The sequence below is a fragment of the Chitinophagales bacterium genome (assembly GCA_019638515.1).
GTDB lineage: Bacteria > Bacteroidota > Bacteroidia > Chitinophagales > LD1 > UBA7692.
In genome coordinates this window covers 361411-376028 of sequence record JAHBTS010000003.1, presented here as the reverse complement: position 1 = coordinate 376028, position 14618 = coordinate 361411, and the positions used below count along the sequence as shown (strand labels likewise).

9 protein-coding genes are annotated in these 14618 nt (G+C 40.6%); 4 read left to right on the top strand and 5 right to left on the bottom strand.

What is annotated here, in order from left to right; genetic code table 11:
• Positions 1-46: 46 nt before the first annotated feature.
• Both KF872_08060 and KF872_08055 read right to left on the bottom strand, forming a co-directional pair.
• Positions 47-1330, bottom strand: a complete 1284-nt coding sequence (locus tag KF872_08060) for a HAMP domain-containing histidine kinase (protein ID MBX2903498.1) — start codon at positions 1328-1330, stop codon at positions 47-49.
• Positions 1327-2004, bottom strand: a complete 678-nt coding sequence (locus tag KF872_08055; GenBank protein MBX2903497.1) for a response regulator transcription factor — start codon at positions 2002-2004, stop codon at positions 1327-1329. Before KF872_08055 ends, KF872_08060 begins: the two co-directional genes overlap by 4 nt.
• Before the next feature lie 148 nt (positions 2005-2152).
• On the opposite strand from KF872_08055, the gene KF872_08050 reads away from it, so the two are divergent.
• Positions 2153-4030 (top strand): RecQ family ATP-dependent DNA helicase, encoded by a 1878-nt coding sequence (locus tag KF872_08050; GenBank protein ID MBX2903496.1) that lies wholly within the window; start codon positions 2153-2155, stop codon positions 4028-4030.
• 1 nt (position 4031) lies between these two features.
• Here KF872_08050 and KF872_08045 read toward each other — a convergent pair whose 3' ends face one another.
• A complete protein-coding gene (locus tag KF872_08045) occupies positions 4032-5798 on the bottom strand; it encodes an ABC transporter ATP-binding protein (GenBank protein MBX2903495.1) in 1767 nt (588 codons plus the stop codon).
• Between the two features lie 139 nt (positions 5799-5937).
• Here KF872_08045 and KF872_08040 point away from each other — a divergent pair, with 139 nt between their 5' ends.
• The 3 genes from KF872_08040 to KF872_08030 all read left to right on the top strand — a co-directional run bounded on the left by KF872_08040 (position 5938) and on the right by KF872_08030 (position 10228).
• Positions 5938-6855, top strand: coding sequence for a rhomboid family intramembrane serine protease (locus KF872_08040; GenBank protein ID MBX2903494.1), 918 nt, complete (start codon positions 5938-5940; stop codon positions 6853-6855).
• A gap of 255 nt (positions 6856-7110) precedes the next feature.
• A complete protein-coding gene (locus KF872_08035; GenBank protein MBX2903493.1) occupies positions 7111-7887 on the top strand; it encodes a hypothetical protein in 777 nt (258 codons plus the stop codon).
• A gap of 133 nt (positions 7888-8020) precedes the next feature.
• The gene (locus tag KF872_08030) at positions 8021-10228 is read left to right on the top strand and encodes a transglycosylase domain-containing protein (GenBank protein MBX2903492.1); all 2208 of its coding nucleotides are present in this window, start codon (positions 8021-8023) and stop codon (positions 10226-10228) included.
• Between the two features lie 8 nt (positions 10229-10236).
• Here the strand turns inward: KF872_08030 and KF872_08025 are convergent, their stop codons facing one another.
• Both KF872_08025 and porU read right to left on the bottom strand, forming a co-directional pair.
• Entirely contained in the window at positions 10237-10680 is a 444-nt protein-coding gene (locus tag KF872_08025) for a nucleoside deaminase (GenBank protein MBX2903491.1), read from the bottom strand.
• 31 nt (positions 10681-10711) lie between these two features.
• Entirely contained in the window at positions 10712-14527 is a 3816-nt protein-coding gene (porU, locus tag KF872_08020; GenBank protein ID MBX2903490.1) for a type IX secretion system sortase PorU, read from the bottom strand.
• Positions 14528-14618 lie beyond the last annotated feature (91 nt).

The following is a 14618-nucleotide window of genomic DNA, read 5'->3' as shown; positions in this document are numbered from 1 at the left end:
TACCCGATTCTGGAAACAATTGGGAACAATTCCCGATTCGCAAAATTTATTTACCAAAGTTTATTTCGAAGCAGTGTTTACCGTTTTTAAATGCGTATGTAACGCCAAAGCCATAGAGGTTGCAAATGGCTTTTACAATAGCCAATCCAAGTCCGGAGCCGGGTGTGTTGCTGCCAGATTTGTAGAAGCGGGTAAATATTTTTTCAACCGGTAAAGGCTCATTGTTTCCGGTGTTGCAAATGCTTATAGCTTGCGTACCAATTGTAATAGAAACAATGCCATTGCTGATATTGTGAAACACCGCATTTCTAATTAAGTTGGCAATAAGAATATTGGCAAGCGCAGCATCCATTTCTATGGTTAGTGCCGCGCTTGTTTCCATTTCAATCGTTATGTTTTTGTAGCTGGTAATTTCTTCTAAATCGTTTACTATTTGCTGTGCGAGTTGCGGCACAGAAATGGCTTGGTTATTTAAGAATTGCCTGTTTTCAATTTTGGTTAAGAGCAGCAGCGACTTGTTTAGTTTTATGAGGCGTTCAACTATTTGCATTACCTCTGCAATGTTTTCTGCTTGCGTGCTTTCTAAATTTCCTTTTTCTAGAAGCAGTTCTAGTTTATTGATGGTAATGGCTAGTGGGGTTTGCAGTTCGTGCGAGGCATTGCCTATAAACTGTTTTTGTTGTTCGTAGGTTTCTATACTGTGTTGCAGCAGGGTGTTTACAGCTTGTTGTAAATCGATAAATTCTTTGATGTTTGTTGTGGTATGTGGCAGGTTTTTGGTGTGGCCGAGTCTGTAATTCTTTAGTTGCTGCAGCAAATGGTAGAATGGTTTCCATAGCCGTTGCAAAACAAAATTGTGTATAATAATAATTACCAACACCAGTATAATGTATAGCCATACACTATTCCACAGCAATTGCGAGATAAGGTCGTCTTCTTCTACCAAAGAGTTTAAAATACGCAGTTCATAATAATGGTTGTTGCGCTCAAATGCAGTGGTAAGAATGCGTACCGGCTCAGCCTCCGGTTCATCATCGTCTCGGTCTTGCATGTACATTACAGTATCTGTGTAAATATCTGTTACTGCAAGCGCAATTTCGGGTGCTATTTCTCTTATGGTAAAGAAACTTTCGTTGAAATTATGGCGCAGTAAAATGCTGGAATCTTGGTGTGCTCTGTATATAATTTGGCGCTTGTAGTTTTCTAAACCTTCATCTACACTCTCGCTTATTTTATCGTGAATATTGAAGTACGAAAATACTGCCCATAAGCCAATTACAGGCAGTATCGAAATGGCGATGTATTTTATAGATTGGTTGAGTAGTTTCATTTTTCAGTAATCTTATAGCCAATTCCGTACACTGCTTCTATTTCAATTGCGGCATCTGCGGCTTGAAGTTTCTTTCGTAAATTTTTTATTTGGTAGTAAATAAAATCAAGGTTATCGGCTTGGTCAATGTTGTCGCCCCACACGTGTTCTGCCAGTGCGGTTTTGGTTACTAAACGGTTTTTGTTGAATAAAAAGTAGTTTAAAATATCAAACTCTTTTCGGTTAAGAGGTATGTTTTGTTGGTTTATGGTTAGTGTTCTTTCGCTTAAATCTAAGCAGAGATTGGCAAATTCTAGGGAGTTTTTTCCATCGGTATTTTTTCTGCGTAACACGGCTTTTACTCTTGCATTCAGCTCTGCAATGTGGAATGGTTTGGTAAGGTAGTCATCGGCTCCGAGTTCAAGCCCTTGCAGTTTATCGTCTAAAGAATCTTTAGCAGAAATAATAATTACGTTGCCGGCTCTTCCGGCTTTTTTTAGTGCTTGCAATAGCTGTATGCCGCTGCCGCCCGGCAGCATAATATCAAGCAAAATACAATCGTATTCATACACATTTATTTTTTCTAGTGCAGCGGCAAAGTTATCGGCAGTTTCAATTACAAACTGTTCTTTTGAAAGTGAATCGGCAATGGTGTTTTGCAGTTCTTTTTCGTCTTCAACAATCAAAATTTTCATAGCGCTAAAGATAACCATTGAATTTTGGAAAGAATTGGGAATATCTTTCTTTGGTTTATATGCAATAGCGTGTTTGTGAGGTGTAGGTTTTTATTTTCCTTGTAAAATTCACCATTTTGCATGCATGCAATTGTCCCCTAAGCACATTTTGAAACAGTATTGGGGTTTCGATAATTTTAGACCATTACAGGAAGAAATAATACAAAGTGTATTGAGTAAAAACGATACGTTGGCACTGCTTCCCACAGGTGGCGGCAAATCAATTTGTTTTCAAGTTCCTGCATTGCTTTTAGATGGTATTTGCATAGTGGTTTCTCCGCTCATTGCGTTGATGAAAGATCAGGTTTCTAACTTAAAAGCTAGAGGCATTAAAGCAGAAGCACTTTATTCAGGCTTATCGATTTCGCAAATACGGCAGATTGTTTCCAATTGTATTTATGGCGATGTAAAATTTTTGTATGTATCGCCCGAAAGGCTTGCCACATCTTCGTTTAAAGAAGCACTCAAGCAAATGAAAGTAAGTTTGCTTGCGGTAGATGAAGCCCATTGTATTTCGCAGTGGGGGTACGATTTTCGACCGCAGTATTTGCAAATTGCCGAGGTGCGGGAATTGTTGCCTAATGTATCGGTACTGGCGCTTACTGCTACTGCCACACAAAAGGTAGCAAGCGATATTACCGAGCAATTACATTTTAAGAAGAAGCAGATTTTTTCTAAAAGTTTTGTGCGCAGTAATTTGAGCTATGTGGTGCGTCAAACTTTCGATAAAAATGCACAGTTGTTGCATATTTTAAAGCAAGTGCCGGGCAGTGCAGTAGTGTATGTAAATGCGCGAAAGGGTACACGGCAAACGGCCGATTTCTTAAACAAAAATGGGTTGAGTTCGGATTATTATCATGCAGGATTAAGCCCCGCAGAAAGAAGCAGTAAACAAGAAAGTTGGATAGCGGGAAAAACCCGCATTATCGTTTGCACCAATGCTTTTGGAATGGGTATAGATAAGCCGGATGTGCGTACGGTAATTCACATGAATGTGCCTCAAAGTTTAGAAGCGTATTTTCAAGAAGCAGGTAGGGCAGGTAGAGATGAAAAAAAGGCATACGCGGTGCTGCTGTGCAACCAAAGCGATAAGCAATTGCTTAAAGATATTATTGAAAATTTTCCATTACCGGAGCAGTTGCGCCAAACGTATGATGCACTATGCAATCATCTTAAAATTCCATTGCATCAAATGCCTGCCGATGCCGTAAAATTTAATATAGCAGCATGCGCTGCCGATACCAATATCGCTGTGCGGGTGTTGATGGAGCATTTGCGGCTATTGGAGCAAATGGATGTACTTACCATGAGCGAAGCCACACAGCCATATCCTATCATTAAATGTTTGGTTGGCAAAGATGCTTTGCTGAAACTCTATAACGCCAATCCAAGTTTAGAGGCGGTTACCAAAATGATTTTGCGCACCAGCGAAGGTGTGTTTGAAGACTATACTGTTTTTCATGAAAAAGAAATTGCCAAACGCCTTGGTATTGAAACTTCAGAACTTATTGCAAAAGTAAATGAACTGCAAAAACTGCATATATTTAGTTACAAGCCAGTAGAGGAAACACCACAAATTTCGTTTACACACGAAAGGGTAGAGAGTGCCCACCTGCGGTTGAATATAGCATTGCTGCAAATGCGCAAGCAGCAAACAACCGAAAGAGCAGCCGCTATGTTGCAATACATTTCTACCGGTCATTTCTGTCGTAGTGCCATGCTTGTAAATTATTTTGGAGAAAAGTTTTCTGAAAATTGTGGTGTATGCGATGTGTGTATTGCAGCTAAGAAAAGTGGATTAAAGCACGCGCAGTTTTTGCAGTTAATGAACGAACTGGAGCAGCAATTACAGCAGCCAAAAACTATGCCGCAATTAGTAGCGGCTACAGCTCAAAAACCCGAAATACTTTTACAAGTATTGCAACGCCTTGCAGATGCAGAACTAATAGAAAGCAATGCCGCAACCGGAGCATTTGTGTGGATATAAACTACACACTTGTTGCCGAAGTGTGAAACTGCATTTCAAACAGTTGTTTATAGGTGCCGTTTAATTCCATTAGTGTTGCGTGCGAACCAAATTCTTTAAGAATGCCCTTGTCGAACACAGCAATTTTATGTGCGTGCCGAATGGTAGAGAGCCTGTGCGCAATTACAATAGAAGTTCTGCCTTTTACCAATTTTTCGATAGCGCGTTGTATAAGCGCTTCGCTCTCGCTATCAATAGAAGAAGTAGCCTCATCTAAAATGAGCACTGCCGGATTATACACCAATGCGCGCACAAAAGAAATCAACTGCCTTTGACCCATAGAAAGTGTGGCTCCGCGCTCCATAACTTTATATTGATAACCGCCCGGTAACTTTGAAATAAACTCGTGTGCCCCCACCAATTTTGCTGCATGTTCAACCGTTTCCAACGAAATATTTTCGTTGCGCAACGTAATATTTTCATACACACTGCCTGCAAACAAAAATACATCTTGCAGCACCACACTCATTTGCGAGCGCAAGGCATTCAGCGAGTAATCGCGAATGTTTACACCATCTAATAAAATTTCACCTTTGGTGGTTTCGTAAAACCTACCCAATAAAGAAATGGTAGTTGTTTTTCCGGATCCCGTGGAACCAATAATAGCAAGCGTTTCTCCGGCAGGCAGTTCAAAATTCACATGTTTTAAAACATAATGTTCGTTGTTGTAAGCAAACCACACATCTTTAAACCGAATGTTTCCTTCTACTTTTTGGGGTGAAAAAGTACCGCTATCGGCAATGCGCTCATCGGTGTCTAATAACTTAAAAACGCGCTCGCAGGCAACCAAACCTCTCTGAATAGTATTTACTTTATCGGCAATAAATCTTATGGGGCGAAAGAGCATACTAATGTAAAGAATAAACGCCATAATAATGCCCACTTGCGCCTGTTGGTGCAAAATTTCGTGTGCCGCCATCCACACCATTAAACCCACCGATGCTGCCAATAAAATCTCTACAGCAGGAAAGAAAAGCGAATAGTACCAAATACCGCGAATGTTGGCTTGCTTTAGCTCGTTGTTAATAGTTTTATACTTCTCAAATTCTTTTGCTTCTACATTAAAGAGTTGAATAATCCTCATGCCGGTTAAGTGTTCTTGCAAGAAGGCATTCATGCGACCAATTTGTGTTCTTTCGTCTTGGAAAGAGCGCTTTACGCCTTCTTGAAACCAACGCGTTACCCATAGCAGCAGCGGAAGCGAGGCAATGCTTACCAATGCAATTTTCCAGTTGGTATAAAACATAAAACTTACTACCAAAATAATAGTAAGTACATCGGCAAGAATAGTAATTAAGCCTTCCGAAAAAGTATCGTTTACGGCTTCAATATCGTTGATGGTGCGCGTGGTGGCGGTGCCAATGGGAGTGGCGTCAAAATACCGTAGCCGTGCATAAATTAAATGTTTAAAAACCCGAATACGTAAATCGCGAATTACACTTTGTCCCAACCAAGCGGTTAAGTAATTAAAACCATAGCGGGCAGCCGATTCTAGCAAGAGCAGCGCTACCAGCACCAATGCCATTTTTTGTAATGCCAAAGCATTAAAATGAACAATGTAATTATCTACAGTATATTGAACAATTTTGGGGCGGAGCGGTGCCAGTACAGCCAGCAACAGCGATAAAAAGATTGAAAACCGAAACCATTGGCTATATGGTTTTGCCAATGCTAAAATACGCCACAGTAAGTTGAAATCTACAAGTGTTTTTTTTTCTTTCTCCAACACCTGCCAAAAGTAGATAAAACCAATAGTTGAAAAAGTGCCTGCTTGTTAGAAATGTATAAAACGGTATTTGCTTCTAGTTGGTAGGCTGCTTTTTTATGCTGTTTAAGCATAAAAATGTACCTTAGTGTAAAAGATATTTTTGTTGTACGGTAATTCCATAATAAGCGATTTGCGCATTCGCTTTAGCATTGGCGATATGGTGATAAAACTCATTTACATAAATGTGTTTGTATTCCTATTGGTAAATGTGATGAAGTTGGGATTTTTTCTTTTTCAAAATTCGGCAGCCTACAGTAGTATTTTACACCATGTATCGCTGCCGGCATCGCTTGCTACCTTTGTAAAGCAGCCGTGGACATTGCTCAGTTATATGTTCTTGCACGAAGATTTTTTTCATCTGCTTTTTAATATGCTTTGGCTGTATTGGTTTGGCGGCATTTTTACGCTGTACTTGGGCGATAAACGAGTTTTGCCACTGTATATATTGGGCGGTATAAGCGGTGCAGTATTTTATATAGCATCTTTTAATTTAATTCCTGTATTTGAGCCTTCTTTGCAAAATGCAGTGCTTATGGGTGCTTCGGCAAGCATCTTAGCAATTGTATTTGGTGCGGTTACGCTTAATCCCAATCATCGGGTATTCCTTATGTTTTTTGGTGAGGTGCGCATAAAGTATATTGCATTATTTACGTTGGTAGTAGATGTTATCAGCATTCCAAGAGGTAATGCCGGAGGCTATATTGCTCATTTAGGCGGAGCTTGTTGCGGTTGGTTGTTTATTCGCGGATTAAGGCATGGTATAGATATGTTTTCTCCAATTCAAAAAGTTGCCGATACGGTAACTATTCCTTTTGCTAAGAAACAGCATTACGAAGCAGTGCGAAAAGAAAGAGTAGCATACCTCCGTTCCATCCAATACAAACCTTCTTCTCCCGAAGCACAAGTAGTATCGGAGCAAGAAAGAGTAGATGAAATTTTGGATAAGATTTCGCGCTCCGGTTATGATAGTCTTTCTGAAGAAGAAAAAAAGTTTTTGTTTGAATACAGCAATAAGTAGTGCGTGTACTTAATAGTATTACCAAGGATTTTTGTGTTTTCCGGAAAAGAAATAGGGATCATTGGAATTTAAAATTTCATTGCCATTTAGCCTAAATTGTTTGAGCATACTTTAGGGTAAATCACCGTGCAGTTGGCACTAATTGAACCATTTGTTTTTTTTCCAAAAAACAAGGCATTCTTACTCGAATCGGCATAGTGTGTTTTGTGCGGGATATAATTGCATCATCAATTATTCACTAAACACATAATCGTTATGAAAAAGAATTTCATTCTGTTAGCAGCATTGGGTGTGTTTGCTCTTTCTTCTTGTAATAAGAAGACTACAACCACCAACAATGCACCTGCCAACAATCCACCACAAGTAAACACACCTTCTGATGCATATGGCGTATTAGGCGTAGTGCGTGTTTTGGCTTCATATTCTACACCTTCGGTACCAGGTGTGCCATCCATGGATTTAGACTATAAAATGGGTGTTGCATTCGCAGGATTTTCTACCACAACCGGCTCCGCTACTTTCGATGACGCAGGAAATGTTTCCGTAAACGACTCAGCTCTGACTAAGCTGTCTAACAACTACTATGGTTTTACTCCCAAAGGTGCGCCAAATGGAAGCGATATGGGCATTAGCACCAGTAGCTATACTTACAATTGGAACATTACAGGCAGCAGCAGTGTTTCGGCATTTACTTATACAGCTTCAGGTTACTTGCCGGGTATTGGCAAAATCAATAGTTCTAAAGAAATAAATACTTCTAGCAGCTATACCGTAACCTTGCAAACAGCACCTTCTAACTACGATTCTGTAATTTGGGTAATGGCAGGTCCTTCGGGCAGCGTATCCCACATTACCGGCCCGGGTGTAACTTCTTACACCTTTACGGCAGCAGAGGTAGGCTCTTTGGGCAAAGGCGAAAATTCGGGTTTGGTACAAGTGGCTCCATATAGAATTACCCCATTCACCAAAAACGGAAAAAAATACTACTACATTCATGAGAGTTGCGCTACCATGTTTGGTAACCTCAACTAAGCAGCGACAAGGTTCATTTTTATAGACAATTTTTTTCTTCCACACCAACAACTTTATCCTTAAATCCAGCTAGGCAAAGCCTGTGGCGCAAACCACGGGCTTTTTTATTTCAAAAATCTTGTACGTTTGAAAGGTGAAATGGTTAAAGATCTTTTGGGCATTGTTTTTTACAGGTATTGCCGGAGTGGCGCTGCTGTTTTATTTGCTTAATGCGGGCTATTTTGGAGCGTTGCCAAGTTTCGATGAATTAGAAAATCCGGAAAGCAGCCTCGCTACCGAAATTATTTCAACCGATGGCGAAGTAATTGGAAAATACTATGCACAAAATAGAAGTAATGTAGATTATGCGGGCCTTCCACAATGCTTGCGTCAGGCACTTTTAGCTACAGAAGATATTCGATTCGAAGAACATACCGGAGTAGATTTTAAAGCCTTGTTTAGAGTAATGCTTTCCGGTGGTGCAAAAGGCGGTGGCAGTACTATTACACAGCAGTTGGCAAAAAATTTGTTTCCGCGCGAGCGCTTAAATAAACTGCAATTGGTATTGCGTAAATTTAAAGAATGGATAATTGCCGTGCGCCTGGAGCATTCTTATACCAAGCAGGAAATATTTGCCATGTATTTAAACACGGTAGAGTTTAGCGACAATGCTTTTGGTATAAAATCGGCAGCGCAAACCTATTTTGGAAAAAGCGTAGATTCATTAAAAGTTGAAGAAGCGGCTGTGCTGATTGGTATGTTGAAAGCACCTTATCAATACAATCCGCGTTTGCATCCGCAAGCATCGTTTAATAGAAGAAATACAGTGTTGGCTCAAATGTATAAGTACAATTTTTTGAATAAGCCACAACTAGATTCGTTGCAGAAACAACCTATTGCATTAGATTTTCACCCCGAAACACACGAAGAAGGATTGGCTCCGCACTTTAGAGAATATCTTCGTTTATGGCTCAAAAAGTATCTGGCAGAGAATAAAAAACCCGATGGCACTTCATACAATTTGTATCGCGATGGTTTGCGCATTTACGTTACTCTAGATTCGCGTTTGCAGCGCTATGCAGAAGAAGCACAAATACAGCATTTAAGCGAATTACAATCGGTGTTTTTTGAGCATTGGAAGGGAAAAGACCCGTGGAAAGATTTTTCAAAAGAATGGGAAGGTATTTACACGCATTGCAGCCGCTATGCCGATATGAAAGAAGCGGGTAAAAGCAGAGAAGAAATAGATAAGGTAATGCACACGCCAGTAAAGATGCGCATCTTTGCTTACGGTGGCGATAAGGATACGGTAATGAGTCCATACGATTCGCTGCGCTATTACCGCATGATTTTGCAAAACGGCTTTATGGTATTAGACCCCTCAAACGGATATATCAGAGCTTGGGCGGGCGGCATTAACTATCGCCATTTTCAGTTCGATCACGTAAACATAAATACCAAGCGGCAAGTAGGTTCCACATTTAAGCCAATTGTGTATGCCACGGCTATTCGCGATAAAGGCTACTCGCCTTGTTTTAAAGTTCCTAACCAGCCTGTAACATTCGAAGCCGGAGATCCTCGCTTTGGATTATTAGAAGATTGGACACCCAAAAACAGCGATGGAAAATATGGCGGCATGATGACACTAAAAGAAGCACTTGCCAATTCTATAAACACGGTAACTGCTTACCTTATGCACGAAATGACACCCGATGCAGTTATTCAATTGGCTCACAACATGGGAATAGAAAGCGATATTCCGGCACAGCCTTCAATCAGTTTGGGTTCGGCAGATATTTCGCTGTACGAAATGGTAGGTGCTTATGCCACGTTTGCCAACAATGGTGTGTACACACAACCTATTTTTGTTACGCGTATCGAAGATAGAAACGGCAACGTGGTAGGTGAATTTACTGCCCAGCAGCGCGAAGTTTTTGATGAAAACACCAATTACACCATGGTGGAATTATTAAGAGGTGTGGTGCAGTATGGCACGGGTGTTCGCTTGCGTTACAGATACAAATTGCCGGGCGATATAATTGGTAAAACCGGTACTACCTCTAATTATGCCGATGGTTGGTTTATTGGCGCTACTCCTCATTTGGTGGCAGGTAGCTGGACCGGTTGCGATGATAGATACATCCGTTTCCGCTCTATGCAATACGGCCAAGGTGCTACTATGGCATTGCCTGTTTGGGCTTATTTTTTCCAAAGAGTAAACAACGATAGCACTAATTTTTCTTCGGAGTTTAATGCTAAAGATGTGTTTCCTGTTCCGGAAGCCATGAGCCACACTATTTTTGATTGTAACAAATACAACCAAAGCACGGGAAGTAAAAAAGTGGGCAACGATTATGAGTAGTACGGATATTACCCTAATCTTTTTTCTTTAAAAAACTGCTTCATAAGTGCAGCGCATTCTGCTTCCATAATGCCTCCAATAATTTCTGTTGAAGGATGCAATACTGGTTTTTGAAAAGTGGTAAAGCCCGTTTTAGGTTCTCCGGTACCGTATATCAATTTGCCAATACGAGCCCAACGCAAAGCAGTGGCACACATTAGGCATGGCTCCACCGTAACATATATCTCGCACGACTCTAAAAATTTATTGCCTAAATAGTTCGAAGCGGCTGTAATGGCAATCATTTCGGCATGTGCGGTAACATCGGTTAGTTTTTCAACATGGTTATAGCCCTTGCCAATAATTTGTTGGTTGCACACCACTATTGCTCCAATGGGAACTTCGTCTTCTTCATACGCATATAAGGCCTCTTTTAAAGCCAATTTCATAAAGTGCTCGTAACTGCGCTGCATGGTTTGTAAGGTGTAAAATATTATTGGTTGCCTAGCGAATTAGCACTACCCGATCGCTTTTGGAGGTTTGGTTGCCTTGCTTATCTTGTAGTGTAATTCTGTAGATATAAATGCCTTTCATTACATCACCTCCTTCATCGGTATCGCCATCCCATTTTATATTGTTGGCACGGTAGCCATCGGGCGTAAACTCGGCTTTAATATGGCGCACCATTGCTCCATTTAAAGTGTAAATTCTCACTTCGGCATCCAATGGTTTGTCGGCTGCATTGTGTTCAAACGAAAAAGTAGTAGAGGTTGTAAATGGATTCGGATAGCAGAAAATTTTCTCTAATGCCAGTGCAGGTGAAGTGCTTACTATAAAGCTTATATCAGCTTCGGCAGAGTTGTTTTGAGTATCCCATGCTTTAACGGTGAGTGTATGTTCTCCGTCTTCTAATTTGTAAAAAGGATACAGCACTTTTCCTTTTTTATAGTTGTTGAGTTCGCTTTCAAAATATTCGTTTAGCACAATAGGTTTAGCAGAGTTTTGATCTAGTACTGCTGTAATTTCATGCCCCAAGGTATTGCCCACATTTATACCAAAATCATCTTCCAATACCGCCAATAGTTTTGGATTAGCATCGGTAATTCCGCCACTGCGAAAATTTTCATCGTTCATAAATAGAGCAATAGTGGGGCCTTGGTCGTCAAACAATACACTATCGGAACTGCTGCCGATGTAAATAGATTCATCTAAACCGTGTGCGTCCATATTGCGAGAAAAATCTTCGGCATAATAGCTTATGCGTGCTTCACCTACTTTGTAGTCTATGTCTTTTGGTACCATAAAACTAAAGTTGAACTTTCCGTTTTGCACACTTGCTTTTCCGTTGAATACAATGCTTTTATATAGTTGAAAATTGGCTTTAAAACTATTGGGTGAATTAGCAAGTGTGGTAAGGGTAGAAACCTTATCGAATACCGTAGGAAATACAAACCCATTAAAGTCTGAAGCAAGCGTTCCATCCCAGTTGCGCACTTCGCCACTCATGGTTATTTGTTGTAGCGCTTTCATGGTGTCGTTGGTATTGCCAACGGGAATGTTATTTACTTCGGTGGTTACCACATTTAGTTCGGGATAGTTGAGTGAAAGCGCTGGGTCGCCCAAGAGTAAAAACTTCCGGTTGTTGGCATCACCGCCACCCCAAATTCCATTTTTAGCTTGCATAAGCAATTCTCCCATGGTGGGTGTTTTGCCGTGGTAGGGTTTAAATACATTCTTTATGAGGGCATCGTTGAGTTGTTTGTTTTGGTACGAATACACCACACGCACAGTGGTTACCGATGCTATGCCGCCTCCGTTGGGATTTACAATAAGGTTTTCTCCGGCTGTTTGTCCTCCGTTTCTGTCGAATTTGCTGAACTCGCAGGTGGCAGTAACAAATAGTGGCAAGGTGTTAAAGTTGCTGAGTTGCTGAATATCGTTGAAGTTGAAAATGCGCTCGTGCGACCAGTTGTTTATTCCTCCGTGTCCCACATAATTCAGTATAAGTGTACCTCTGTTGAGTGCATTTAAAATAGCTGCATTCACATCGGGATAGCGTGCTCCTGCCGGAGTGTTTACGCGCTGGTAAGCATCTAAATAAATTTTGTTTTGATTGTAAACAGGATATGCGCTTGCCAAATAATTGGCAAAGCCGTTACAATCGCTAAAGTGTACGTTGCTATCTTCATCATCTGCAACAAAGGTTATGCGGTTGCGCCAGTTGCCTAAGGCTTTGGTAGATTTGTAGTTGATAATTTTGTTTACCACACCTTCGGCCTCATCGGCTGTGCCTACGGGCAGGCGGCCAATGGCAACGTCAATAAAATTATTGCTGCCTAAAATATCGCCACCTTCGCCATCATCTAGCAGGCCAAAAAAATCATCGCTCACAAAGGTTCCTATTTCATTTAGCGATTCATAACTCTGGTAAGTAGGAATAAAATTAGTGCTTGCCGATGTGTGTTTCATCATATCAAAACTACCATCGCCAAACAGCAATAAATAACGCGGAATTAAGGTGGTGTCGCCCGCTGCACGGTCGTATAGCATTTTTAAGAAATTGCGAATGGCGGTAGCATCTTGTTTGCCATTGCTAAACTCATTGTAAATAAGTTGCGGTGTAGTTACTAAAACGGAAATACCATTGTTGGTTTGGTGAAAATCTGCCAGGCGTTTAGCCGCGCTTAAAAAAGAAGGATGTGTAACAATAACCATGTCGGGCTGCCCACATGCATGTAAGTTTTGGTTGGCAACTTTTTCGGTGTATTCCGGTTCGGCATGTGAAGCAGCAGGGTCAAATACAACAAATTCTTTGAGTATAGGAGTTGCCACGGTAAAAGTGCCATTATTGGCCAATTGGCTCTTGGCTTCAAATGGATTGGTAACATCCCATACTTGTGTATTGGCAGCATTGCTTATCTGAAATTCTGTAACCGAAGCTGCCCCAACAGTGGCAGTATTTCTAAAGTTCATACTGCCGCCAGTAAATATCAAATTACGTTGGCAGTTTATTTCTACATAGTCTAAGTAGGCTTCACCGGTATTGTCTATACAGTTGTAGTTGTAGGTGAGTTTTAGGTTGTCGCTAGTAGGGTTTAGTGTGGCATTTTGTATTTGGTAAGTAGCTACAGTGCCGTAAAGTGTGGAACCCGAGCCTTTTATGGAGTGAATAAGAATGTTGCTGCCACCATAAGTACACACTATTTGTGTAGCTCCGTTGGCGGTGGTTTGCGGTGTTTTAGCTACGGCAGTAGAAACAATATTTACAGGAGCCATGGTAGCTATATTTGGAAAGTTGAAACTAAGGTCTATAGAAGTTTTGGTAGAACTCATTTTATCGCCAAACCAGATTCTGCCAGATTCTAAAAAATTCATTTCATCTAACTCATGAAAGGCATAATCGTTAAATGTAGTTGCTGTAGCATTAGCATTGCCGGCTGCGCTTTCGGCAATAGTTTGTTTGCCGCTTCCTTTATTGGTAGTTACAAAGTAAAAGTTCTTATCGGAGTAAATATGTTTTTTGTGTGTGAAAGGCTGTGAGTTTCCGGGATAACTCCATGCGTGTGGGTCTTGCCCGTAAAACAATACAAAATCATCGCTGTCAAATTTGCCATTTCCGTTTTTATCTGAAATGAAAATGGGTAGTTCTTGTAAATCATCGCTTTGCGGATTTTGCCCAGCAGTTTCGTTTAATAAACCATGATAGTTTCCAAAGATGCCAAAGTTAGAGAAGCTTACACTGGCAGGGTCTATTCCAAATGAAGTTTTTACGAAATTGTAAGTAAGGCGGTGCATGGCAGTTTTATTGGTAGAAATTTTGTACCAACTTCCCGAAGCCAATATGGAGTTAGCTACATAGCTGTTTGTACCTCTTGCTGCGGCACTAGCAGATGCCGGAGCAGTTTCAGCTAACTTAATTTTAAATGAAAGCAGTTTTTCAACCACTCCGGTGGTTTCATTTTTTCTAAATGGAAAAACAGAAATTACTGCTATATTTTTAAGTGCAGATTTACCGTTGTTTACAGTTACGGTTGGTTGCGAAGCAATGTGCTGCAATGCTGCGGCAGCTGCACTATCTGCAGCAGTAAACATGGCATCGTATAAAGTAGCTTCTGCTGCACCTGCGGTATAAACTGAAGTAGTAAAAACAGGAAAAAAATTTTGTGCCTCTGTAAAAGAAGCATCTTCGAAAGAAGGGCGCAAGAAATTGCCTTTAGGCGTTTCTACCTTTTTCCATTCTTTACTCCATTGCAATTGAATATTATTTTCTTGAGCACTAAGCGTACAAAAGCATAGCCATGTACACAATGAAACTAGCAATAGCACGTTCTTTGCTAAATTATTGATTCTGTTTAGAAAATTATTGAAGCACATCATTACATTTGTCCGCTTTAAAATTTAATAACAAGAC